Origin of the sequence: Kribbella sp. VKM Ac-2566 (assembly GCF_004366005.1) — a bacterium.
GTDB classification, from domain to species: Bacteria; Actinomycetota; Actinomycetes; order Propionibacteriales; family Kribbellaceae; genus Kribbella; species Kribbella pratensis.
This window is the reverse complement of the sequence record NZ_SODT01000012.1, coordinates 378,018-401,263: the sequence shown is the minus strand read 5'-3', so window position 1 is coordinate 401,263 and position 23,246 is coordinate 378,018. Positions and strand designations below refer to the sequence as shown.

The window sequence follows — 23,246 nt, the reverse complement described above, 5'->3', positions numbered from 1 at the left end:
TACCCCCAACGCAAATCTTTTTCAGAACCGCTAACGACAGGAGGTAGTAGCTCCTGCCCGCCACCGACGCCCGCTCTCCAGCGCAGCTCGGCCAGCTCCACAGGCATACCTCCTGTCGTTAGCGCCCCACGAGCGCGGCGCGAACGGTCTCAATCACCCAGACCGGATCCCCGATCACCTGCTGATAGGTGAACCGCAGCACCAACCAGCCGGCAGCAACCAGGTCGTCGTACCGCCGGCAATCCGCAGCGAACGCACCAGGCGACCCGTGGAACTCGTAGCCCTCAGCCTCCAGCGCGATCCGCGCAGCCCGATGCCCGAGATCGACCCGAACTCGGATACCGCCTGCGTACACAACGACCTGCGGCTCGAAGTCCTCGATCCCAGCGCCGATCAGCAGGCTCCGCAACATCGACTCCAGGAAACTCTCGGACCGCGTGATGGCTGTGGCGGCGACCCGTACCGCGTTCGGACGACCCGGTCCACGCATCGCCTCGGCCGCAGCTTCCAACTCTTCCTTCGCCAGCCTGCCAGTGGCCAACGCCGCGTCAGCTACCGCGAGCGCCTCGCCGAACGGCAGGAGTCGTGAACAATCGAGGACCGTTCGCAGCAGGCCCGTCAGCCGAGCATCTCGCTCCTCGTGCGAGACCGCTGCCCAGTGCAGCTCAGCCGGGCGGCCCGGCCGCGGCCTGCGGTGAGCAGGAACCGTGACGTGCGGCTTCTCCGGTCGTACGAGCAGCGGCAGTCCCCAAGCCGTTGCGGCGCTGGTATTGGAAACGACACCGTCGTACGCGATCGCGGCAAGTCGGTCCGCTCCGAGACTCGGCAGACCGTAAACCCCGCGTGCAAGCCGCTCGACCTCGCCTCGCTGCATCGCCGCTTTCAAGGCCCCAGGCGAGACCAGGCCGACCAACTGCGCCGCTGTCGCACAGCCGCCGAGCCGGGCCAGGATCTCGGCGACAACGGTCACCCATCGATACTGCGGGATTCGCGGTGACTGGCGCGGAAGTTGTCCACAGGCCCGCTAACGACAGGAGGTAGTCGTATCGGTGACGACCCGGCACGCTCAGCCGATCGGTGCGGATCGGCTCGACGGGCAGTACGTCCTGTCCTTAGAGGGTGCAGTTCACCAGTACAGGCTCGTTGACCAGGGTGATGTTGAAGGATTGCTGTACTTGGGTGCGGACGTGGGTGGCCAGGGTCAGGAGTTCCTTGGCGGTGGCTTGGCCTCGGTTGGTGAGGGCCAGGGTGTGTTTGGTGGAGACTGCGGCGTTGCCGATGGTGAAGCCCTTGGAGACGCCGGCGTGTTCGATGAGCCAGGCGGCGCTGGTTTTGACACGGCCGTCAGGCTGCGGCCACTGGGGAGCGCCGGCGGGGACCTCGGCGGGGGTGTCGAGGATGGGGTTGGTGAAGAAGGAGCCTGCGCTCCAGGTGTCGTGGTCGGCGGGATCGAGGACCATGCCTTTCCTGCGGCGCAGGCCGAGGACGGCGTCCCGGACCTCGATCATCGGCGCGCGCGAACCCGGCTCGACGTCGAGCACCCGGGCAAGTTCGGCGTACCCGACCGGCGCGGACAGATCGCCCAGCGGCAACTGGAAGGTGACCTCGAGTACGACGTACCGCGACGGGTCGGCCTTGAACCGCGAATTGCGGTAACTGAACCCGCAGTCCCCCGCGAAGATCGTCTCGACCTTGCCGACGACGCGGTCCCACACGCGCACGGATGCGACTGTCTCCGCGACCTCGTGACCGTACGCCCCGACGTTCTGCACCGGCGTCGACCCGGCGAGCCCGGGGATGCCGGACATCGACTCGAGCCCGCTCCACTCCTCCGCGATCGCGCGCTGTACGACGTCGTCCCAGTCCTCCCCGGCCGCGATGTGCACCATCGCCCCGGAGCACATGTCCGCGTCGACGCGGATGCCGGACGTCGCGATCTTCACCACGGTCCCGCGGAACCCGTCGTCCCCGATCACCACATTGCTGCCGCCCGAGAGCAGCAGCACCGGCTCCCCGGCCGCGTCGGCGTCCCGGACCGCGGTGATCAGGTCGTCCTCGGTACTGACCTCGACGAACTTGTCGGCCAACCCACCGAGCCGCAGTGTGGTGTAGTCGGCCAGCGATACGTGCGTACTCACCGGACCCGCACGACCGCCCTGGCCCGGCCGAGCACCTTCTCCTCGCCGGCTACCGCCGTGATGTCGATCTCCGCCAGTCCGTCCGCGACCTTGTCGACCTTGGCGGAAAACATCACACTCGCGCCCTTGTCGTCGTCAGGTACGACGACCGGCTTGGTGAACCGTACGCCGTACTCCACCAGGTCGGCCGGATCGTCGAGCCAGTCCGTGACGACGCGTGCCGCGGACGCCATCGTGAGCATCCCGTGCGCGATCACGCCGGGCAGGCCGAGGGCCGCGGCCATCCGGTCGTTCCAGTGGATGGGGTTGAAGTCCCCACTGGCCCCGGCGTACCGGACCAGGTCCTCGCGCCGCAGCGTGACCGTCAGCGCCGGCAGCTCGGTCCCTACCTCGATCATGCGTCCGCCCGGTTGTGCGAGAGGGTCGACGTCGCGGTGGCGATCGGCTCGCCGTCGACGGTGGTCAGGGTGGTCTCGTACATGATCACCTCGACGGGACCGGCCTTGCGCACGGTGGTGATCGTGGCGGTCGCGGCGATGTTGTCACCGGCCTTGATCGGGCGGGTGTAGTTGAACTTCTGCGCGCCGTGCACGATCCGGTCCAGGCGCAGGCCGAGCTCCTCGTCGTTCAGCAGCTCCTCGAGTGTGCGGCTGCCGACCATGAACGCGAACGTCGGCGGCGCGATCGCGTCGTCGCCCCGGTACGCCGGGTTACGGTCGCCGATCGCGTCGGCGAACTCCCGGATCTTCTCCCGGCCGACCTGGTAGGACTCGGCGGCCGCGTAACTCCGGCCGACCATCGTGGCGTCGATCGTCATATCCGCTAACCCTACTGGCAGACTGGCCCCGGGATACCGCCGCCCATGATCCGACTGGGGAAGGGTTGAACGTGACGGCAGTGGCGGCACTGGCGAGGTACGCGCCTCGGTACCGGCTGGAGATCGGCGAGCCGGAGGGCTCCGAGTGGCTGCGGGTGGACCGGATCCTGGAGCCCGGCAGTCCCGAGCTGACCGAGCTGCTCAAGCGGGACGACGAGGCCAGTTGCCACCGTACGGCGCACGCGAACGCGCTCAGCATGATGTCGTTCTACGCCGGCCGCGCGCCCGCGACCGCACTCCTGCTCTGGGCGCTGGAGGGCCGCGTCCTCGACATCCGCCCCCAGAACCTGTGGGTCCGACCGCACGACGGGCACGGCATCGCCTCAGTCGCCGTACGCTCTGCCCGCTTCCTCCCCGGTGGGATGGAGACGCTGTACGACGTGGTGCTGCGCCAGCACCTGCTGCCACTCGCCGAGGAGCTGCACCACCGGACACGGGCCGGGCTGCGGCAGGTGTACGGCGGGGTTGCGGCGGGCGTCGCGATGGGATTCTGTGCCGCAACGCGCGAGGACGTCACGGTGGACCCGACGTACCTGCTCGAGCGTTGGCAAACGTTCATCGCGAAGGCACCGGGCGGGCTCGCGCGGCTCGGCGAGGTGGAGGTAGCGGCCGGGAAGCTCGTCTATCTGCGGAACACGTGCTGTCTGTATTACACGAGCGAGGTCGGCAACGGCAGGCTCTGCGGGTCCTGCTGTCTCACTCCCCGTGACGAGCGTCTCACGGCGTACGAGGGCGGCCGCCCGATTCTGACTGTCTGAGGGAACGGCAAAGGGCCGCTTCGGTAGTCCGAAGCGGCCCTTGCGAAGAACCTGAGGTCAGCGGGTCTCGCGGTGGTCCGTGTGGTCGTTGCACCGGTGGCAGTACTTCTTCAGCTCAAGACGATCCGGGTCGTTACGCCGGTTCTTCTTGGTGATGTAGTTCCGCTCCTTGCAGACCGTGCACGCCAGGGTGATCTTCGGGCGAATGTCGGTTGACTTGGCCACTGCTGCCTCTTCTGTCAGGAGTGCGCAACTGAGGTGATCGCACTCTCGAGATACTGCCTTGCCAGGTAGCGGGGGCGGGAGTCGAACCCGCGACACCACGATTATGAGCCGTGTGCTCTAACCACCTGAGCTACCCCGCCGGGTGAGTTCGTCATCCCACCCGGAGGTGGGATGCCGTTCTCAGAGCCCCTTTACGGAATCGAACCGTAGACCTTCTCCTTACCATGGAGACGCTCTGCCGACTGAGCTAAAGGGGCGGGCCGAGGAGAGAGATTACACGGTCTGCCGCCCCGATGTGAAATCGAGCCGACCGCACCTTGCAGGCCCCTCAGTCCGTCCCGGAAAGCATACCGGGTCCGGCAGAGTGCTCTTGACCATTTTCAGTCCAGTACGGCGTCGTCCTCGGAGAAGTCGTCCGCAGCGTCCGCCGGCGGATGCGCGAGATGCCACCGAACCGACGCGCGGAGCGTCTCGGCCGGATCCACCGGAGTCCAGCCGAGCACCGTACGCGCCTTCCACGGGTCCATCAGCAGGTGCTGGTCGATCGCGCCTGTGAGCGACAGATCCGACGGCAGCAGGTCGTCCCGCACCCGCACGAGCTCCGTGTCCTCGGCCCCCGCCGCCGCCAGGATCTGTTCGGCGAACAGCCGGTACGGCGCGATCGCCGGCTCCACCACGTTGAAGGCACCGGGGAAGTCACCACCCAGCGCCAAGGACACTGCGGCTGCGACGTCGCCGACGTACACACGGCTGAAGAGGAACTGCCCGGAACCGACCGGGATCCGGCGCCTCCCGGCCCGGACTCGCCGCAGGACGAACTCGAAGCGCCGCTGATAGTCGTGCTCGCCGTACACGGCCCCGAGTCGCAGCACGGTCGCGCCCCGCGGGAGATACCGCTCCTCCACCTCCAGGTTCTCGTACTCCGGCCCGTCGACGAAACGGCGGTCCCGCAGCGGTGATTCCTCGGTCAGCGGCAGCGCGTCCGTCGTACGGTCCGAGTGCAGACCGTCGTACGCGCGGTAGACGTCGCAGCTGGAGATGGCGACGAGCTTCACGGACGGTCCGACCGCGCCGAGGGCCGCGTCGGCGGCCGCCGCGTTCATGCCCGAGATGTCGACGAGCGCCTCGGGATCGAACGGTTTCAGCGCGACGGCCAACGCCGCTCCGTCGTGGCGGTCGACGTGCGCGTGCTCGACCGGCACCAGATCGTCGGGCTCATGGTCGCCGCGATGCACCACCAGCAGCGTGTGCCCCTCCGCAGCCAGCCGCTCGACGACGGCCCGGCCGATGAACCGGGTTCCACCCAAGATCGCGATCCGCATGAGCACAGTCCTACCGGTGCGGGCGCCCGGGTCCTAGATTCGTCTGCGCCCGGCAGAAAGCGGATGTCGAGAACCGCCGCACGGCTTCGTCCCGCTGGCAGAACCTACGAGAGGAGCACAGATGTCCGAGACAGCGATGCCGCCGGTGGTGCCGGCCGAGGAATGGGCTGCGGCCCGCGCCGAGCTGCTGGTCGCCGAGAAGGAGGCCACGCGCGCCCTGGACCGGATCGCGGCCCAGCGGCGACGGCTGCCGATGGTGCGGTTCGGCGAGTACACGTTCACGGCGGCCGACGGGCCGGTCACGCTGCGGGAGCTCTTCGGTGAGCACCGCCAGCTCGCGCTGTACCAGTTCATGAACGTCGGCCCGGACGCGTTCTGCGGCGGCTGCACGTACTTCACCAAGAACGTCGCCAACCTCGCCGGCCTGGCGCGGAACGACATCGCGTGGGCGACCGTTTCCGACATGCCGATCGAGCAGATGGCCGGGTACTGGAAGGAGATGGGCTGGGAGCACATCCCGTTCGCGTCCTCGGCAGGTACGACGTTTTCCGCCGACTGCGGCGTCGGCGGCGGCTTCCTGCTGAGCATGTTCCTGCGCGACGGCGACAACGTTTTCCGCACCTACACGACCGGCCAGCGCGGCGTCGACCGGCTGCTCTTCAGCACCAACGTTTCCGACCTCGCCGTGTACGGCCGCCAGGAGGAGTGGGAGGACTCCCCGGCAGGCTGGCCGCAAGCCCCGACGTACGGCTAGAGGTGCCCTAGGCCCAGACGCGGCTCGGGTACGACGTTCGCAGTACCGGCATGACCTCTGTGACGAAGGTCTCGACGGACTCCCGGTTGTCCTCCTCCGGGAGTCCCGGGACCTCCAGGGAAATGCCGGAAAGCTCGTGCCCGAACGCGTCCTGGTATCGGCCGAACTTGTCGATCACCTGTTCCGGTGACCCGACCAGCACCGATCCGCCGTCGAGGAACTCCTCGAGCGTCCGGAACGGCAGCTGGTTGTGCCGGGCGCCGGGCGAATCCATGAACGCGTCGAAGATCGGCCGGTACCCCTCGACTGCTTCCTGCGACGTTTTCTTCACGTACAGCCCGTTGAACCCGGCGCCCACCACGGCCGCCGCCGGGTCCCGTCCGTACGCCTCCCAACGCTCCCGGTAGTGCCGGATCAGCCCGGCGTACTTCTCCAGCGGATGGAAGCCGTTCGCCGAGAACAAGGGGTCACCCCAGCGCGCCGCCAGCTCGGTGGACTCCGTCGACGACGCCGACCCGTGCCACAGCGGGATGCCGTCCGGTCGGTACGGCCGCGGCTGCGTGGTCGCGTCCGTCAGCGCCGGGCGGTAGCGCCCCGACCAGGAAACTCCGGTTTCCCGGAGCAGCCGCCGGAGCAGCTCGTACTTCTCCCGGTTGCGGTCCCACTGCCCGTCCAGCTCGTACCCGAACAGCGCGTTCTGTTCCGGGTCGTTTCCCTTCCCGATGATGATGTCGAGCCGTCCACCCGACAGCTGGTCGAGCGTCGCGTAGTCCTCCGCCACCCGCACCGGGTCCAGTAGCGACAGCACCGTCACCGTGGTCAGCAGCCGGATCCGCGAGGTCACCGCCGCGATGTAGGACAGCACGACCGGCGGCGACGACGAGATGAACCGTTGCGCGTGCCGCTCCCCGACGCCGTACGCGTCGAAGCCCAGCTCCTCCGCCCACTGCGCCTGCTGTACGACGCACCGGAACCGCTCGGACGGCGTGAGCTGCACGCCGCTGATCGGGTCCGGCGAGTTGTCGATCAATGTGTAGGTACAGAACTTCACCCAAGGTCACCGCACCTTCTTCTCGCCCGCGGTCACCGGCAGACCGAGGCGATTGCCGGGCACCGGCGCCGGGCAGGTCCCGTACGCCGTGAACGCGAACGGCAGGTTGACGGTTCGGTTGAAGTCGATCCGCACCGACCCGTCCCGCTCGACCGGCCCGGTCGTCACCGTCCGCCAGGGCGCCGTCTCCTCACCGTTCGTCTTGTCGTGGAACGAGAGGTTGAGCCGGCTGTCACTCGCAGCGGTCGCGACAAGCTCGTACGCCGTGCTGCCCAACGCCACATGCACCGTGCCGACCGCGGTGACGTGCTGACGCAGGTCGTCGCGCGCCGTCGACACCTCCACCCGCTGCGCCTTCGCGTACGGGCTGAAGTACCCGGTGACCGCCCAGGCGTCGTCGATCGGGTACGTCGGAACGCCCTTGAAGCCCTTCCGCGTCGCCGCGTCTGGATCCCGTTGCCGCACGGCGTACCGGCCGCCGCGGAGAACGAGTTCCGCCAGACGGTTTCCGTGCAACAACCAGCTGAGAGAGCCGGCTTCCGGAACGCTGGCGGAAACCGTTCCGTGTACCGGTTCTCCGCCAGCCGTCAGTTCGCCGGAGGCCGTTACGTGAGCCTGCTCGTCCGCCCACCACTTTCCGGCCAGACCGTCGATCGCAGTGGGCGTGGCCGACAGCCAGTTGAACGCGACGACGGAGAGCCAGCCGTAGTCGGTGTCCAGGTCGCGCTCCCGCGCCGCATGCCAGGTCTGCCAGTCCTGCTCGAGATCGGAAACAACTGTCATGACGCTTTCCTTTGTTCGCGGTGGGCTACCTCGGAGCGGACCAGCGGGATCACGTACCGGCCGAAGTCGATCGCGTCGTCGTAGATGTCGTAACCGCGCGCGGAGAAGATCCGGATCCCGAGGTCGTAGTAGTCGAGCAGCGCTGCAGCTACGGTTTCCGGCGTTCCGACCAGTGCCGTGGAGTTTCCGCCGCCACCGGTCAGGCCGGTCGGCGCCGTCCAGAGCGCACGGTCGTGACGCTCGCCGGCCGCGACCGCCTTCAGCAACCGTTGCGATCCAGCGTTTTCCGGCGTCTTCGACCGCAGCCGGGTGCTCGCCGGGACGCCGCCGGCCCGCACGTCCTTGATCCGGCCGAGAATGCGTTCCGCCTTCTCCCAGGCGAGTTCCTCGGTCGGTGCCAGGATCGGCCGGAACGCGATCTGGATCGTCGGCCGGTCCGTCCGCCCTGCGCGCGCTGCTGCGGCGTCGATGGTCGCGAGCTGCTCCCGGGTTCCGGCCAACGGTTCGCCCCAGAGCGCGAAGATGTCCGCCTCGGCTGCGCCGACCGCGTACGCCGCCGCGGACGAGCCACCGAACGAGATCCGCGGCCGCGGCTGCTGCACCGGTTTGATGTCGGCGAGGAACTGCTCGAACCGGTAATGCTTTCCGTCGAAGTCGAACCGGGTGTCAGACGTCCACGCCTGCTTGAGGATCTGGATGAACTCGGCGGTTCGCCCGTACCGGTCGTCCTTGGCCAGGAAGTCACCCTCGGCGGCCTGGTCCGCGGTCGACCCGCCGGTGATCACGTGCACCTCGAACCGGCCGCCGCTGAGGTGGTCCAGAGTCGCAAACGTTTTCGCGGTCAGCGTCGGGTAGGCGACATTCGGCCGGTGGGCGACGACCAGGTTGATCCGCTCCGTACGGCCGGCGACGTACGCCGCAACCTGGGCCGGGTCGGGTGAGCCCGAGTGGTAGGCGAACAGGATGCGGTCCCACCCGTTGTCCTCGTGGGCACGGGCGAGTTTGCTGGTGTAGTCCAGGTCCAGCGGGCCGCCGATTCGGGGCGTCACCTCGCTGGCCGGGTTGGTTCCGGCGATGCCGAGGAACTCAACTGGCATGGCGTTCTTCCTTCCGTACGGTAGGTGCGAGCAGCTTGAGCAGGTCCCTTGCGACGGCGTCGTTCTGCCGGAAGCCGGGACCGTTGAAATGCGGCCGGGAGAAACCCGACGAGCCGGCCGATCCGGAAACGGACGGCCCGAGCAGAAACAGCGTTTCCTGGATGGACCCGTCGGAACGGATCGCGCGGCACCGCGAGTCCGCCTTCAGCTGACCGCCGCCGAGACTGGTTCCATCGGCCGCGAACAGTTCGTCCGCCGCCAGCGCTCCCGAGTCCAGCAGACCGCGCAGCAACGGATCGGCGGTCGCGAGTACGTCGGGACGCGGCAACCGGGCCTCGACGAAGGCGCGCGCCAGGATCTCACCCGCCACAGCAGGGCTCGTGGCAACGAACTGATCGTTGTCGATGGCAACCTCGAGATGCGGTCCGGCGAACCGGACGATGCCGGCCCGGTGGAGCGCGAGCAGTTCCTCGAGCCGCCGTGGCGGCGGTCCACTCGCCACGAACGAGAAGAACCCGTGCCACTCGCTCTCCACCCGCCGCACCCGGTCCTCGTCGGACAACTGCCCGTCGGTGATCGCCCGCGACAACACGCTGTAGATACTCAGCAGCGCGTTGAAGACCGCCAGATCCGCCGAGTACGCCGGATCCGCCCGCCGGAGCAGATCGTTCTCGATGAGTTCGGTGAGGAACCGTTCGAACCCGTCCCGATCCTCGAAGAACCGCCCGGCCAACGGCCGGTCCACCTCGTGCCGGACGAACCAGTCGGCAGGGTCCGGAACACCGGCACGAACGGCGGCTTCGAACTCCGCATCCGCCACCGCCCCGGATCCCGCATCGCGCCCCGGGACGGCGTTGAGGCTCGCGCCGGGCAACCAGGCGTCGAGCGTTTCGGCGAACCGCTTCCACGGCCACCTGGTCCTTTCGGGATGCACTGTGAACAGCTGCTGGTAATGCGCGTAGGCCAGTTCTTTCTCGATCAACGGCGCCACGTCGCGGTCGAAGTCGAGAACGCCTTCGCCAAGCGCTTTCTTCGTCAGGTAGCGCGTCGGGACCGGCCTCGTTCCCGGGACGGTGTAGCCGAGCTTCGAGTGGTACGGGACTCCGCGGCGCGAACCGACGTACAGGATCGGTTCGTCGCCGGACGGGTGGTAGCTGAGCAGGCCGTCGGACTCGTCGTACCAGCCGCCGCGGCCCTCGGTGAGCAGCACCATCAGGTCGACGAAGGCCTGCCCGAATCCGCGGACGATGACCGGTGCCTGCGGCCACAGCCCGTCCAGGTCGACATCGGCGGTGTACCCCGGCGGGATGTAGGTGAGTCCGGCGTCGGCGGCCTGCGCCGCCCATGCGGATTCCGATGCCGTGGGCAACCGGTCCAGGTAGCCGAGCGCGAGAACCACCGCGTCGGCCGCGATCTCCCGTCCGGACCCGAGGATCACCCGCTGGTCCGCAGTGAGCTCGACGGCTCGCTCCCGATGGGTGACGACGGTCGCGGGGAGATCGCGGACGACGCGCTCCCACACCCACGCCAGGTACTCCGCCTGCACCAGACGCGGTGGGAAGGCAAGAGGGCCGGGAGGTTCGAGCCCGGCCTTCTCGAGGATCACCGCGCCCTCGCCGGCGACCCAGGTGGCGAGGTCCGGCCCCGGCACGATCGGGCCCTCGCAGTCGACCGACTCGTCGGTGAAGATCGTGACGTCGGACGTCATCGAGTTCATCCACAGCAGCCGCGACTGCTCGCGCCGCCAGATCCGCCCGCCTCCGGCCGGAAACGGATCCACCACGTGAATCTCGACGCGGCGGCCACCGAGCAACTCGTCGGCACTGGCCGCGAACCGCTCCAGCAACCCGACCGTCCGCGGGCCACCACCCACGAACACCACAGTCGCCGGCGCCTCCTTCCACGGATGCAGATCGGACACGGTCATAGCTGCAGTCCTAGGTGGTCGCGGAGGGTTGTGCCGGTGTATTCCGGGCGGAAGACGCCGCGTTCGCGGAGCAGGGGGACGACTCGGTCGACGAAGTCGTCGAGGCCGGACGGGGTGAGGTGCGGAACGAGTACGAAACCGTCGGCGGCGTTTTCCTGGACGTGCCGGTTGACGGCTTCCGCGACCGAGGTGGGTGAACCGACGAACGTCTGCCGGTTCTGCTGGTTGATGACGGTCTGCCGCAGCGACCAGCCGTGCGCCTCCGCCTGCGCCCGCCACTCGGAAACGATCGGAAACGGATCGTTGTACCCGACCCGCCCCTGCGTCACCGACGACCCGACGACCGGGTCCTCGGCCGGCAGCGGACCGTCCGGGTCGTAGGCCGAGAGATCGCGGCCCCAGAGCAGTTCGGCCAACACCAACGCGGTCGGACCGGAAACCTGCTGCTCCCGGATGTACGCCGCTTTCTCGATCGCGTCGGCGTCCGTGTCCGCGACCACGACCGTCACCGCGGGCATGATCTTCAGCGACTCGTCGGTCCGCCCGTACTTCGCCAGCCGCGCCTTCACGTCCTTGTAGAAGGTCTGCCCGCCCTCGAACGTCCCGTGCCGGCTGAAGATCACGTCCGCGCTCGACGCCGCGAACTCGCGCCCCTCGTCGCTGTCACCGGCCTGGATGATCACCGGCCGGCCCTGCGGCGACGGCGGCAGACCGAACCGCCCGCGGATGGTGAAGTGCGCGCCGTCGTCCGCGAAGGCCCCAGCGCCTTCGTGGGCGAACGCACCCGCCGCCTGGTCCAGGACGAGGTCGTCCCCGTTCCAGGAGTCCCAGAGTTTCCGCACGATCCGGAGCGATTCCTGCGCGCGGACGTACCGGTCGCCCTTGTCGAGGTACCCGCCGCGGCGGAAGTTCTCGCCGGTGAACGCGTCCCACGACGTCACGACGTTCCAGGCCGCGCGGCCGTTGGAGACGTGGTCGAGGGTCGAGAGTCGTTTCGCCAGTTCGTACGGCTCGTTGAAGGTCGAGTTGACGGTCGCGGCCAGGCCGAGGTGTGTCGTGACCGCCGCCAGCGCGCTGAGCACGGTCAGCGACTCGGGACGCCCGACGACGTCCAGGTCGTGGATCCTTCCCTTCACCTCACGCAGCCGCAGCCCCTCGGCCAGGAAGAAGAAGTCGAAGGTCCCACGTTCCGCAGTTTCCGCAAGTTGCCGGAACGATCCGAAATCGATCTGCGACCCGGACGCGGGGTCCGACCAGACGGTCGTGTTGTTCACGCCCGGAAAGTGCGCGGCAAGATGGATCTGCTTGGTCATCGCACACTCCTCGCGTACCTGTTCACCGGCCGCCGCAACCCGAGCCGCCCGCGCAAACTCCCGCCCCGCTGTCCGGACCCGGCCAGGCCGCGTTCCCGCAGCACCGGCAGCAACTGCTCCGCGATCAACGGCACATCGAGCTCGAGCGACGCGGGCCGAAGCTGTACGCCGTCAACGCCCACCGCCGCCCATTCCTCTATCGACGAGGCGAGCCGCTCGACACCGTCGACGTGCGGCCGAACCTCGGCAGACACGAGAACCAGCGGGCCGACCACCTGGTCCGACGTCAAAGTCACACTCGGACCGGCGAGCGTCACACTGCGACGAGCGTTTTCCCGCAGCTCCAGCACCTGATCCGACAGGACGCCGGAATCCGGCAGGAAGACGAGTTCCGCATCAGCGGCCGCCTCCAGCGCCTCCGGCGTACTGACCCGGATCGCGGTGATCGGGTGTCCCTGTGGCGGCCGCGGGACGATCGACGGGCCTTTGACACTGAACGTCGGCGACTCGAAGTCGACGTAGTGCAGCTTCTCCCGGTCGACGAATCGCCCGGTGGCAGCGTCGCGGATGATCGCGTCGTCCTCCCACGAGTCCCACAGGCGACGCCCGGCGTCGACGACGTACCGCGCCTCCCTCCACGTCTCGGCAGCCGGCGCCGGCTCGCGCCGCCCGATCACCGCGGCCGCCTCGGCCGACGTCGAGACCTCAGCGATCCAGCCGGCCCGACCACCCGAGATGTGGTCAAGCGTCGCGACCGAGGCCTGCACATGGAACGGCTCCGTGTGAGTGACGGTGATCGTCGGCAGCAACCCGATCCGTTGTGTCACCGGCGCGACCCGCGCGGCCAGCCCGAGCGCATCCAGCCGGACACTCACCCGATCGGGTACGTCGTCCGGCGCCTCGAGCGCATCCGCGAACGTCGCGAGGTCGACCCCCGCCGCCTCCGCCCGCTGCGCTGCCCGTACGGCGAGCTCACCGGTCAGAATCGCCCGCGGATCGACCTCCGGACCACGCCACGCCCCGGGATCCCCACCCGCGCCATCGATCTCGATCGCCGTGATGAACCCGTGGCTCATGACGCCACCTTCAATGCCACCGGGAGGTCCTTGCTGAACGGCAGCGGACCGATCGACTCGGGATCGGCCTCGATGTCGAACTGCGGCTCGAATCCGACCGACAGATACAACCCGGCCGCCTCCGGCTGCCGCGGCCCCGTCGTCAGATACAGCCGCCGGTACCCGAGATCGAGCGCCGCCGACTCCAGCTCCGCGAGCACACGACGACCCAAGCCCTGCCGGCGATGCAGGTGCGACGTCCACATCCGCTTCACCTCGGCGGTCTCGTCGTCGTACCGACGGATCGCACCCCCGGCAACCGTCTGCCCGCCGTACCGCAGCAGCACGAACGCGCCGCCGCGCTCGACGTGAAAGTCCGACGGCGGTACTTCGGTCAGCTGCGTGTTCTCGTTCGTACGCCCGTAACGCGTGCTGTACTCGACGACCAGATCCGCCAGTAACGGCGCCGCCTCGGGATCCTCCGGCCGCGCCCGGATCGCCTCCACCGCGGCGATCTGCACCGGCGTACTCTCCACCGGCTGCTCGCCCTCGACGGTCGCAAGGAACGCCTCCGTCACCTGATACAGCGGCACCGATGCCACCGGATCGAGCAGCAGCCCGCCGCCGTCGTACAGCTGGACGTGCGACGACAGTACGAACCACCCCTGCCCGATCGCACCCGCGCCGAGGCTGGTGAGCACCGGTCGGAGCGCGTAGTCGATCACCAGCACATGCGCCGGCGTACCGCCCGTTGCCAACGGCAACACCGTCTTGCCCTTCAACGCGTACTGCGGCAGCAGATCCAGGAACACCTTCAGCAAACCGGAGTACGCCGCCTTGTAGACCGGGGTCGTGACCACGACCGCATCCGCGTTCTCGAGCACCGAAGCCGCTGCGGAAATCGCTGGATCGTCGGCCTGACCGCGCAACAACGGCTCGGCCGGAAGATCGCGCAACACGATCGGCGTGACGGTGTGGCCGTGGCTGATCAGGCGCTTGGTGACATAGTCGAGAACCGCGTCGGTCCGCGACGGGACCGATGGGCTGCTGGAGATCGTTGCAATGGTCGCCATTGAGTTCTCCTATTTCTTCGGCAGACCGGGCGGGTTGATCAAGGACTTCGGGACGGCCTCGGCCTGCAGGCCCCACTTGGCCAGCACCTTCGCGTAACTGCCGTCCGCGATCGCCGCGTTCAGCGCGTCCGCGAGCGGCTTGACGAGCCCGTTGTCCTTCTTCGTCGTGATTCCGACCAGACCCTGCACGGGATAACTGGACGAGACGGTGCCGACGATCTCGGTCTTGTGCTGGGTCGCGACGTGGTACGACGCGTTCGGGTTCGGGCCGAGGTACAGGTCGATCCGGCCGGACTGCAGCGCGAGGTAGGTGTCCGCGGCCTGCTGGTAGTACTTGAGGTTCGCGGGTTTCCGGCCGGCCGCGACGTTCTGCTTGTTCCAGTCGACCAGGATCGCTTCCTGAAGCGTTCCGGAACCGACCGCGACGTTCTTTCCGGAGATGTCCGCCGGGCCGGTGATCTTCAGCCCCGAGCCGACCTTCGCCTCGAACGCGTGCAGCCCGAGCCGGTACGTCGCGAAGTCGTACTTCTCCTTGCGCAGTTCGGAAACTCCGATGTTCGAGATTCCGACCTGGTATTTCCCGGAGTCCAGCCCGAGGAACAGGTTCTCCCAGCTCGTCGTGTCGATCTGGGCCTGCAGCCCGAGGACGCTCGCGACCAGGTGGGCGACGTCGATCTCGACCCCGATCGGGGTCTTGTTGTCGTCGGCCGTGAACCCGAGCGGCGGCAGTCCGCCACCGGCCGAGCCGTTCCCGACCACCAGTTTCCCGGACTCCCGCACCGAGGCCGGCAACTCGGCCGCGATGCTGTCCACCTTCGCCGAGGTGATGTGCTGCTGGTTCGCCGAGGTGTCGAACGAAACCACCGAGGGATCACTGCTCTTGGCGGACTCCGCCTGCGGATCGGCACACGCGGCCGCCGCCAGCAGAACTACCCCGAGCACCAAGCTCCAACGTTTTCTCATCTGTTGTCCTCAGCTCGTCAGGGGAAGGCCGGGCGGGTTGATCTCGGACTTGGCGACCGCCTCGGTCGACACGTTCCAGCGGTCCAGGACCTTCGCGTAGCTGCCGTCCGCGATCACGCCGTCGATCGCCGTCTGGTAGGCCTTCACCAGGCCGCTGTCCTTCTTGGTGGTGGCCGCGATCAGGCCCTGCAGCGTCGGCCCGGCGCCGGAAAATTTGCCGATCGTCTCTGTCTCGCCGGACGTCTTCACGTGGTAGGCGATCGACGGGTTCGGCCCGAGGTATCCGTCGATCCGGCCGGAGCTCAGCGCCAGATACGTGTCGGTGTTCTTCTGGAAATACTTGATCGTTGCCGCCGGCAACCCGGCTTTGACGTTCGCCTCGTTCCAGTCGACCAGGATCTTCTCCTGGTTCGTCCCCGAGCCGACCGCAATCGTTTTCCCGGCGATGTCCTTCGCACCGGTGACTCGCCAGGTCCCGCCCTTCTTCGCCTCGAACGCGATGTCGTCCTTGCGGTACGTCGCGAAGTCGTACTTCTGCTTGCGCTTCTCCGTCACGGTGATGTTCGAGAAGCCCACGTCGTACTTGGCGGAGTCGAGGCCGACGAAGAGGTTCTCCCAGCTGGTCACCTCGATCTTCGGCTGCAGCCCGAGCGCCTGGGCGACCAGGTAGGCGATGTCCACCTCCAGCCCGATCGGCGTCTTGTTGTCGTCGGCGTAGAAGCCGAGCGGCACGCTGCCGCTGCCGAAGCCGGCGCCGACGACCAACGTGCCGCGGTCGCGGACCTTGGCCGGCAGTAACGCGGCAGCGGCGTCGTTGCGAGTGGTGGTCACCCGGTTCTGCTCGGCGGAGGTGTTGACCCCGGTATCCGAGGCAGCTGTGGCATCAGCGCCACAGCCGGCCAGCGTGAGCAGCGCAAGGGAGAGGACAAGAAGTCGTTTCATCACAGCACCTTCGAGATGAACGCACGGGTGCGCTCGTGGACGGGGTTGTCGAGCACTTCGCGCGGTGGACCCGATTCGACGATCCGGCCGCCATCGATGAAGACCACCGTGTCCGCGATCTCCCGGGCGAAGCCGATCTCGTGGGTGACGACGACCATCGTGGAGCCATCGCGCGCGAGCTCCTTGATCACGTCGAGGACCTCGCCGACGAGCTCCGGGTCCAGCGCGCTGGTCGGCTCGTCGAACAGCAGGACCTTCGGTTTCAGCGCCAGCGCGCGAGCGATCGCGACACGTTGCTGCTGACCGCCGGACAGCTGCCGCGGGTAGGCGTCGGCCTTCTCACCGACGCCGACGCGCTCCAGCAGCTCGCGCGCGAACGGCTCGACCTCGCTGCGCTTGCGGCGCTGCGCGGACACCGGCGCCTCGACGACGTTCTGCAGCGCAGTGAGATGCCCGAAAAGGTTGAAGTTCTGGAACACGAACCCGACCTGCGACCGCTGCCGCAGGATGTCGCGCTCCCGCAGCTCGTGCAGCTTGTCGCCGCGGCGTCGGTACCCGATCAGCTCGCCGTCGATCCGGATCAGCCCGCGATCCACCTTCTCCAGATGGTTGATCGACCGCAGCAGCGTCGACTTCCCCGATCCGGACGGGCCGAGGATCACAGTGACGGCGCCGGCCTGGACCTCGAGGTCGATCCCCTTCAGTACTTCGAGGTCGCCGAAGTTCTTGTGCACACCCTTCACGTCGATCATCGCGTCGTACCTCGCGCGAAGCGGCGTTCCACGTAGTACTGCACGATCGACAGCAGTGTGGTCAGGACGATGTACCAGACCGTGGCGACCATCAGCAGCGGTACGACGCGGCTGTTCCGGCCGTAGATCACCTGCACCTGGTAGAAGAGCTCCGGGATCGCCATCACCGAGACGATCGAGGTGCCCTTGAACAGGCTGATCACCTCGTTCGCGCCGTTCGGCAGGATCGAGCGCATCGCCTGCGGCAGCACGATCCGGAAGAACTGCCGCCGTTTCGGAATCCCCAGTGCGGCGGCGGCTTCGGTCTGGCCGGCGTCGACGGAAATGATTCCACCCCGGATGATTTCCGCGGCGTACGCCGCCTGGTGCAGCGCCAGTCCGAGTACGGCGGCGCCGAGCGGACCGAACAGGTTGTTCGTACTGAAGTGCACGAACTCCGGGCCGAACGGGATGCCCAGGCTGAGCTCCTGGTAGAGGTAGGCGATGTTGAACCAGAACAGCAGCTGCACGATCAACGGGATCGAGCGGAACGCCCAGATGTAGCCCCAGGCAACTACTTGCAGGAACGGGCTGCCGGACAGCCGCATCGACGCGAGGACGGCGCCGAGCACGAACCCGAGCACCGTGCCGTACACCGTCAGCTGCACGGTCACCCAGAGCGCCGAGAAGACGGTCCTGGTGGCGAAGAACTGGAAGAACGTCGGCCAGTCCCAGCCCGGATTCGTGGCCAGTCCGTGCACGAACATCGCGAGCAGGACGAGGACGACCCCGACGCCGACCCAGCGCCACGGATGTCGCCGGGCGACGACGGTCAGATCGGCTTCGAGCGGTAGTGCGGTCGCCGGCGGTCCGGTCGTACCGGACGCAGACGTGACTGAAGTGGTGGACACGATGACACTCCCTGGCGGTGGGCAGGCTTCGCGGGCCCTGCGACGGCGGAGGGCGGCAGCGGGCAGCAGGCGTCCTGAACCGGACGCCTTGACAGGACGTGAGGAGACTCAGGTCAGCGCAGACAGAGGGCGCTGGAGACCCGGAGGAGATCGATGTGGAGGCGGTAGTACGGCGGCTTGCGCGTCATTCCCGTCTCCTCTCGTCGGTCGTGTCATTTCAGTATGGGACGCGGTTGAAAGATTAGTAAGTCGATCGACAAAGCTCTCAATATATGGACGGCTTATACCGGTCCAGAGGGCCTGCTCGACGCCGATCGCCAGGTGATTCGCGTCACAGGCGCGGCGACTTTCTTGCCCAGCCGGTTCACGCCTGAGCATGCACCGGACGGCAGGATGCCCTCACCGAGCGTGTTCGATTTTGTTGAGCGCTCCGCAATCCGTTTGAGGCGCCGTGACCTCCTCGTTATGGTCATTCAGTCGCCGTACCCCTCAACGGCGAATACCCCTCCCTGGAAGGCTTCTCGTGCCCACTCACCAAGACGCGCCGCAAACAGAGCGGCAGGCGTCCAGCCGCCCGGCTGCTCCGCGCCGGGTGGCAAAGCACCGCTCCTCCCGCCGCAACGCGACCCGCCGTACCCAGCTGATCGGCCTGACCGCCGCCTTGGCCGCCGCGGCCGGGACCACGACCGTCGGGCTCAGCTCGTCCGCGACCGGTCCGGCCGCCGCATCCGGAAGCACCGGCCTGAGCCCCTCACAGGCCGACGCTCTGACTGCCGCCCGGGTCGACCGGCGCGACCTCGGGTCCCGGGACGCGTCCCGGATCGACCTGTCGCTCGCGTCGACCCGGAAGGCGGCGGCCGAGACCGCCGCGAAGCAGCGGGCCGCACGCCTGGCCGCGCATGCGGCACTGACGCAGCGCCGGGCACTTGCGCTGGCAGCCGCGAAGGCAGCCGCCGCGAAGAAGGCCGAGGCGAACGCCAAGGCCCTCGCCGCCGCGAAGAAGGAAGCCCTCGCCAAGGCAGCGGCGATCAAGGCGGCCGCGACCCCGAAGATCGTGCTGCCGACCACCGGCTACCACCTGACCGCCCGCTTCAACCAGGCCGGCGGCCGCTGGGCCCACAACCACACCGGTCTCGACTTCGCGGCCCCGATGGGTACGCCGGTCCGCTCGGTGATGGCCGGTGAGGTCATCCAGGCCGACTTCGAAGGCGCGTACGGCCGTCAGGTGAAAGTGCGGCACGCCGACGGCACCGTCACGTCGTACAGCCACATGTCCGAGTTCGACGTCTCCGTCGGCGACTCGGTCGAGGCAGGCACGATGGTCGGCCGCATCGGCATGACCGGCAACACCACCGGCCCCCACGTCCACTTCGAGGTCCTCCCCCACGGCGGCGACCCCATCGACCCCGAACCCTGGCTCCGCGACCACGGCCTCACCCCGTAAGACCCCTACAAGGTCTTGGCCATGTCGAGGGCGGCTATGTAGGTGCCCTCGATGAGGAATTCGTTGGGGTGGGTGCCTTCCAGGACGTAGCCGTGGCGTTCGTACAGGCGGCGGGCGGCGGTGTTGGTGCTGTGGACGTGCAGGCTGATCTTGCGCGCGCCGCGGCGGCGGCCCTCGGCGGTGGCGGCGTCCAGGAGGGCGGACGCGACGCCCAGGCGGCGCGCCTCGTGGGCGACCGCGAGGCCGTTGATCGACAGTACGCCGGAACCCTCGGGGAACGGGTACTTGTCCTGCAGCCGCAAGTACCCGACCACGGCGCCCTCGTGCTCCGCGACCAGATGCGCCTCCGGCCCGCTCCGGCTGAAGAACGTGTCCTGCAGCGTGTCCTGGTAGGACGGGAATCCCGACGACGCGTCCCACGCGCTCCGCTCGATCGCGAGCAGCGCCGTGTCGTCCTCCTCGACGGCACGTCGTACCGTCACCTGCTGGTCGCCTGATCGGCGGTCGTCACTCACCGCACCATCCTCGCCCGCCGGGCGGGCCAACTGCCTGCGGGGTCAGGTTCCGGGACCGATATCGAAAACATATCGGAAATCGCAGACGCTGCCGCAACATCGCCTTGGATGAACTGTCGGCATGCTGACCAATCACCTGAGGCGCGATCGTCGGCTCGCCGGATCCGGCCGTCTGGCGATCGTTGCCGCCGTCATCAGTCTCGCGCTGACCTCGTGTACAGCGGTTTCCGCGCAGGACGATTCGTCACCGTCGAGCACCGGGTCGAACACGGGGTCGAGCACCGGGTCGACCTCCGGCCGGCCGTCGAAGTCCGGCTCGACCAAGGGCGGACCGCCCGGCGCGGCGGACGGCGTCCTGCCCGACCACACCTCGGCGTACGACACCAGCCTGCCCGGGGTCACCAAGCTCGATCCCGCCCTCCGCGAGGCCGTCCAGAAGGCCGAGACCGCGATGAAGGCGGACGGCATCACGATGCAGGTCACGACGGGCTGGCGCAGCAAGAAGTACCAGGAAGAGCTGATGGAGAAGGCGATCCGCAAGTACGGCAGCAAGAAGAAGGCCAAGGAGTACGTCGCCGACCCGGACGAATCGCACCACGTCACCGGCCACGCCGTCGACATCGGCCCCACCGACGCCGACTACTGGCTGATCCGCCACGGCAACCGCTACGGCCTCTGCCAAACCCTCTCCAACGAGATCTGGCACTTCGAGCTGGTCACCACTCCGCGCGGGACCTGCCCACCCATGACCGGCCCGAAGGGCTAGCGGGGTTCTTCGGGGGGATCGGGGAGTTTGGCGAGGGGGCGCTGGGACCAGGCGACGTCATGCCAGGCGTCGAGTTTCCAGCCGATTTCGCGATAGGTGCCGATCGGGTCGAAGCCGAGGGACTTGTGCAGGGCCTCGCTGGCCGGGTTGGGCAGCGTGACACCGGCGACGGCGGTGCGGAAACCGCGTTCTGACAGGCGCTCGAACAGGGCGTTGTAGAGCGTTCGGCCGGCGCCGGTGCGGTGGTGGCTGGGGGCAACATAAACGCTGACCTCACAGGACCAGCGGTACGCCGGGCGCGGCTTCATCGGGCCGCCGTACGCATATCCGACGACCTGGCCGTCGTCTTCGAGAACCAGCCACGCGTGGGTGGACTGGGCCTTGGCGATCCGCTCGGCCATCTCCTCGACCGTCGGCGGATCGAGCTCGAACGTGATCGACGTACCGGTGACGTAGGGCGCGTAGATCGCCGCGCAGGCCTCGGCGTCGGCAGCCGAGGCGTCTCTGACCTGAACCATGCCACGATAGTAGCCACAACTGCCGCTATAGTGGCAAGCGTGATGGATGAACTGTCTCGATCCCTGGCCGCGACCGTGCAGCAGGCGCGGGTCGCGCAGGACCTGTCCGTGAACGCGCTCGCCGAGCGGTCGGGGGTTTCGCGCGCGATGATCGGGAAGATCGAGCGGGGCGAGGCGCAGCCCACCGCCGTACTGCTGGGGAAGCTGTCCGGTGCGCTCGGCATGACATTGTCCGAGCTCGTCGCCCGCGCGGAGAACACCGGTGAGCTGCTCCGTCGAGCACACGACCAGCCGGTCTGGACCGACCCGGTCACCGGGTACCGCCGACGCGCGGTGTCCCCGGTGACCGATGGGCCATTGGAACTGGTGGAGGTGGAACTGCCTCCCGGGGCGTCGGTCTCGTACCCGGCCGACGCCTACATCTTCAAGTACCAGCAGTTGTGGATCCTCGACGGACGGCTGCGCTTTCACGAAGGATCACAGGTTCACGAACTGCACGCCGGCGACTGCCTGCAACTCGGCCCACCTTTGCCGACGACCTTCCACAATCCGGGTACGGCGGTGTGCCGTTACCTGGTCGCGCTGGTCAAGGGGCGTGGCTGAAACCACTGCGCCACCGCGTCACGCAGCCCTTCACGTTCCGCGACGCCGTCCTGCTCGGCGGCCCAGGCGACGTAGCCGTCCGGCCTGATCAGCACGGCGATCGGAGCCTCGCCCCGACCGGTGACCACCTCGATCGGATCCGCCACGAGGTCGGCGAACGAGGCATCGGGGGTGAGGTCGACGAGGAGCGGGCGAGCCGACCTCATCAGCTCGGCCAGCCGCTTGGAGCCGATTGTCAGATCGGGCGCCCAGCGGCCGACGAGGGGATGCGAACCCTCGTGGTACTTGATGTCCGCGCCGGAAATCAGTTCCGCAACTCGCTGCACGTTTCGCGGATCGGTCAGAAACTCGCCGAACAGTTTCCGCAACGCCGTCACCTGCTCACCTGGTGCGATCAGCGCGGACTGTGCCTGCGTGTGCATCACGACCCGCTCCCCCACCGGCCGACGCTCGGACTCGTACGTGTCGAGCAGCCCCGGCGGCGCCCAGCCCTGCACCTCCGCCGCCAGTTTCCACCCGAGGTTGACCGCATCCTGCAACCCGAGGTTCAGCCCCGGACCGCCGATCGCGGAGTGCACGTGCGCGGCGTCGCCGACCAGCAACACCCGTCCGGAACGGAAACTCGACGCCAGCCGGCTGTTTCCGCCGACCACGCGCCGGAGCTGCCGAACCCCCTCACCCGTTGGCTCGACCAACGGCAGATGAACGCCGAGCACCCGATCGGCGCTCTCCTGCAACTCCTGGAACGTCACCTCGCCCTCCGGCGGCGTGTCCCACTCTCCCGTGCTGATCGCGGGCAGCCGATTCGGAAACGGCGCCCAGACGAACAGGCCACGTTCCGTCCGCTGGTGCAGGAACGGCGGCACGACGCCGTACCCTGGAATCTTCAGCAGCCCGTTCTCGATGTACTCGGGCGGCACCGCGGCGCTGCCCGTCCGGGACACCATCGAGTCGTTGGTGACACCGGGAAAGTCGATTCCGGCGAGTTTCCGCGTCGGGCTGTGGCCGCCGTCGGCGCCGACCAGATAGCCGGCCCGCAGTTCGTACTCGCCCTCCGGACCGGACAGCGACACTGTGACGCCGTCCGCGTCCTGCGTGAAACCGGTCAGCTCGTGACCACGCCGGATCTCGATGCCGAGTTCCAGGGCCCGCTCCTGCAGCACCTCCTCGATGCGTACCTGCGGAACCTGCAGCAGGTAGACCGGGTTGTTCTCGAGCACGTCGAGCGGCAACGGCATCGCGCCGAACACGAATCCGGGAGCCGGCTGTGGCGGACCCGACGTACCGCTCAAGCGCTCGTAGAGTCCGCGGCGGTCGAGCATTCTGATGACCTGGCCGACCAGGCCGTTGGCGCGCGGCACCATGCTGCGTTCCGGGAGTTTCTCCAGCACGATCGGCCGGACTCCGGCCAGCATGAGTTCACTGGCGAGCAGGAGGCCGTTCGGGCCGGCCCCGGCGATGACAACTTCTGCGTCCATGA

General features: G+C 68.1%; 26 protein-coding genes and 2 tRNA genes. 5 read left to right on the top strand and 23 right to left on the bottom strand.

Going from position 1 to position 23,246, the window contains the following annotated elements; all coding sequences use genetic code 11:
• Positions 1 to 118 precede the first annotated feature (118 nt).
• The 4 genes from EV647_RS28960 to EV647_RS28945 all read right to left on the bottom strand — a co-directional run bounded on the left by EV647_RS28960 (position 119) and on the right by EV647_RS28945 (position 2,955).
• Positions 119 to 970 carry a type IV toxin-antitoxin system AbiEi family antitoxin domain-containing protein gene (locus EV647_RS28960; RefSeq protein WP_134008402.1) on the bottom strand — a complete coding sequence of 284 codons (852 nt, stop codon included), beginning with the start codon at positions 968 to 970 and terminating at the stop codon, positions 119 to 121.
• A 142-nt stretch (positions 971 to 1,112) separates the two neighbouring features.
• On the bottom strand, positions 1,113 to 2,138 hold the full coding sequence (locus EV647_RS28955) for a UDP-N-acetylmuramate dehydrogenase (RefSeq protein WP_134008399.1): 1,026 nt from the start codon (positions 2,136 to 2,138) through the stop codon (positions 1,113 to 1,115).
• Entirely contained in the window at positions 2,135 to 2,536 is a 402-nt protein-coding gene (locus EV647_RS28950; protein ID WP_134008397.1) for a MaoC family dehydratase, read from the bottom strand. The genes EV647_RS28955 and EV647_RS28950 overlap by 4 nt, the downstream gene beginning before the upstream one ends.
• Complete coding sequence (locus EV647_RS28945) at positions 2,533 to 2,955, bottom strand: MaoC family dehydratase N-terminal domain-containing protein (RefSeq protein ID WP_134008394.1); 423 nt, start codon at positions 2,953 to 2,955, stop codon at positions 2,533 to 2,535. Before EV647_RS28945 ends, EV647_RS28950 begins: the two co-directional genes overlap by 4 nt.
• Before the next feature lie 71 nt (positions 2,956 to 3,026).
• Here EV647_RS28945 and EV647_RS28940 point away from each other — a divergent pair, with 71 nt between their 5' ends.
• The gene (locus tag EV647_RS28940) at positions 3,027 to 3,773 is read left to right on the top strand and encodes a (2Fe-2S)-binding protein (protein ID WP_238177444.1); all 747 of its coding nucleotides are present in this window, start codon (positions 3,027 to 3,029) and stop codon (positions 3,771 to 3,773) included.
• A gap of 57 nt (positions 3,774 to 3,830) precedes the next feature.
• Here the strand turns inward: EV647_RS28940 and rpmG are convergent, their stop codons facing one another.
• From rpmG to EV647_RS28920, 4 genes are all read right to left on the bottom strand, one after another.
• Positions 3,831 to 3,998: a 50S ribosomal protein L33 gene (rpmG, locus tag EV647_RS28935; protein WP_130384703.1), complete on the bottom strand. Its 168-nt coding sequence runs from the start codon at positions 3,996 to 3,998 to the stop codon at positions 3,831 to 3,833.
• Between the two features lie 66 nt (positions 3,999 to 4,064).
• Positions 4,065 to 4,138: transfer RNA gene (locus tag EV647_RS28930), tRNA-Met, on the bottom strand.
• A 44-nt stretch (positions 4,139 to 4,182) separates the two neighbouring features.
• Positions 4,183 to 4,255, bottom strand: a tRNA-Thr gene (locus EV647_RS28925).
• A 123-nt stretch (positions 4,256 to 4,378) separates the two neighbouring features.
• A complete protein-coding gene (locus EV647_RS28920) occupies positions 4,379 to 5,320 on the bottom strand; it encodes an NAD-dependent epimerase/dehydratase family protein (protein WP_134008391.1) in 942 nt (313 codons plus the stop codon).
• A 121-nt stretch (positions 5,321 to 5,441) separates the two neighbouring features.
• Between EV647_RS28920 and EV647_RS28915 the strand changes: the two genes are divergently transcribed.
• Positions 5,442 to 6,074: a DUF899 family protein gene (locus EV647_RS28915; protein WP_134008387.1), complete on the top strand. Its 633-nt coding sequence runs from the start codon at positions 5,442 to 5,444 to the stop codon at positions 6,072 to 6,074.
• A 7-nt stretch (positions 6,075 to 6,081) separates the two neighbouring features.
• Here EV647_RS28915 and EV647_RS28910 read toward each other — a convergent pair whose 3' ends face one another.
• From EV647_RS28910 to EV647_RS43750, 12 genes are all read right to left on the bottom strand, one after another.
• Positions 6,082 to 7,125, bottom strand: a complete 1,044-nt coding sequence (locus tag EV647_RS28910) for an LLM class flavin-dependent oxidoreductase (protein WP_134008384.1) — start codon at positions 7,123 to 7,125, stop codon at positions 6,082 to 6,084.
• Between the two features lie 6 nt (positions 7,126 to 7,131).
• Positions 7,132 to 7,908: a DUF1684 domain-containing protein gene (locus tag EV647_RS28905; protein ID WP_134008382.1), complete on the bottom strand. Its 777-nt coding sequence runs from the start codon at positions 7,906 to 7,908 to the stop codon at positions 7,132 to 7,134.
• Positions 7,905 to 9,005: an LLM class flavin-dependent oxidoreductase gene (locus tag EV647_RS28900; RefSeq protein WP_134008379.1), complete on the bottom strand. Its 1,101-nt coding sequence runs from the start codon at positions 9,003 to 9,005 to the stop codon at positions 7,905 to 7,907. The genes EV647_RS28905 and EV647_RS28900 overlap by 4 nt, the downstream gene beginning before the upstream one ends.
• Positions 8,995 to 10,932 (bottom strand): FAD/NAD(P)-binding domain-containing protein, encoded by a 1,938-nt coding sequence (locus EV647_RS28895; RefSeq protein WP_134008377.1) that lies wholly within the window; start codon positions 10,930 to 10,932, stop codon positions 8,995 to 8,997. Before EV647_RS28895 ends, EV647_RS28900 begins: the two co-directional genes overlap by 11 nt.
• The gene (locus EV647_RS28890) at positions 10,929 to 12,245 is read right to left on the bottom strand and encodes an NtaA/DmoA family FMN-dependent monooxygenase (protein ID WP_134008374.1); all 1,317 of its coding nucleotides are present in this window, start codon (positions 12,243 to 12,245) and stop codon (positions 10,929 to 10,931) included. The genes EV647_RS28895 and EV647_RS28890 overlap by 4 nt, the downstream gene beginning before the upstream one ends.
• On the bottom strand, positions 12,242 to 13,321 hold the full coding sequence (locus tag EV647_RS28885) for an LLM class flavin-dependent oxidoreductase (RefSeq protein WP_134008372.1): 1,080 nt from the start codon (positions 13,319 to 13,321) through the stop codon (positions 12,242 to 12,244). Before EV647_RS28885 ends, EV647_RS28890 begins: the two co-directional genes overlap by 4 nt.
• On the bottom strand, positions 13,318 to 14,373 hold the full coding sequence (ssuE, locus tag EV647_RS43535; protein WP_134008369.1) for an NADPH-dependent FMN reductase: 1,056 nt from the start codon (positions 14,371 to 14,373) through the stop codon (positions 13,318 to 13,320). Before ssuE ends, EV647_RS28885 begins: the two co-directional genes overlap by 4 nt.
• Before the next feature lie 9 nt (positions 14,374 to 14,382).
• Positions 14,383 to 15,336 (bottom strand): ABC transporter substrate-binding protein, encoded by a 954-nt coding sequence (locus tag EV647_RS28875; protein ID WP_134008366.1) that lies wholly within the window; start codon positions 15,334 to 15,336, stop codon positions 14,383 to 14,385.
• Positions 15,337 to 15,345: 9 nt separating this feature from the next.
• Positions 15,346 to 16,278, bottom strand: a complete 933-nt coding sequence (locus tag EV647_RS28870) for an ABC transporter substrate-binding protein (protein WP_134008363.1) — start codon at positions 16,276 to 16,278, stop codon at positions 15,346 to 15,348.
• Entirely contained in the window at positions 16,278 to 17,030 is a 753-nt protein-coding gene (locus EV647_RS28865; RefSeq protein ID WP_134008360.1) for an amino acid ABC transporter ATP-binding protein, read from the bottom strand. Before EV647_RS28865 ends, EV647_RS28870 begins: the two co-directional genes overlap by 1 nt.
• Complete coding sequence (locus EV647_RS28860) at positions 17,027 to 17,920, bottom strand: amino acid ABC transporter permease (protein ID WP_134008357.1); 894 nt, start codon at positions 17,918 to 17,920, stop codon at positions 17,027 to 17,029. The genes EV647_RS28865 and EV647_RS28860 overlap by 4 nt, the downstream gene beginning before the upstream one ends.
• A 113-nt stretch (positions 17,921 to 18,033) precedes the next feature.
• On the bottom strand, positions 18,034 to 18,108 hold the full coding sequence (locus EV647_RS43750; protein ID WP_355483003.1) for a putative leader peptide: 75 nt from the start codon (positions 18,106 to 18,108) through the stop codon (positions 18,034 to 18,036).
• Between the two features lie 335 nt (positions 18,109 to 18,443).
• Here EV647_RS43750 and EV647_RS28855 point away from each other — a divergent pair, with 335 nt between their 5' ends.
• On the top strand, positions 18,444 to 19,364 hold the full coding sequence (locus EV647_RS28855) for a M23 family metallopeptidase (protein ID WP_238177443.1): 921 nt from the start codon (positions 18,444 to 18,446) through the stop codon (positions 19,362 to 19,364).
• Between the two features lie 5 nt (positions 19,365 to 19,369).
• Here EV647_RS28855 and EV647_RS28850 read toward each other — a convergent pair whose 3' ends face one another.
• Positions 19,370 to 19,879: a GNAT family N-acetyltransferase gene (locus EV647_RS28850; protein ID WP_134008354.1), complete on the bottom strand. Its 510-nt coding sequence runs from the start codon at positions 19,877 to 19,879 to the stop codon at positions 19,370 to 19,372.
• A gap of 121 nt (positions 19,880 to 20,000) precedes the next feature.
• On the opposite strand from EV647_RS28850, the gene EV647_RS28845 reads away from it, so the two are divergent.
• Positions 20,001 to 20,645: a M15 family metallopeptidase gene (locus EV647_RS28845; RefSeq protein ID WP_134008351.1), complete on the top strand. Its 645-nt coding sequence runs from the start codon at positions 20,001 to 20,003 to the stop codon at positions 20,643 to 20,645.
• Here the strand turns inward: EV647_RS28845 and EV647_RS28840 are convergent.
• Entirely contained in the window at positions 20,642 to 21,163 is a 522-nt protein-coding gene (locus tag EV647_RS28840; RefSeq protein WP_134008348.1) for an arsinothricin resistance N-acetyltransferase ArsN1 family B, read from the bottom strand. The genes EV647_RS28845 and EV647_RS28840 overlap by 4 nt on opposite strands.
• 42 nt (positions 21,164 to 21,205) lie before the next feature.
• Between EV647_RS28840 and EV647_RS28835 the strand changes: the two genes are divergently transcribed.
• Positions 21,206 to 21,766, top strand: a complete 561-nt coding sequence (locus tag EV647_RS28835) for an XRE family transcriptional regulator (protein WP_166680044.1) — start codon at positions 21,206 to 21,208, stop codon at positions 21,764 to 21,766.
• On the opposite strand, the gene EV647_RS28830 is transcribed toward EV647_RS28835, so the two are convergent.
• A complete protein-coding gene (locus EV647_RS28830) occupies positions 21,733 to 23,244 on the bottom strand; it encodes an FAD-dependent monooxygenase (RefSeq protein ID WP_134008342.1) in 1,512 nt (503 codons plus the stop codon). The two genes, EV647_RS28835 and EV647_RS28830, sit on opposite strands and share 34 nt — an antisense overlap.
• Between the last annotated feature and the right edge of the window lie 2 nt (positions 23,245 to 23,246).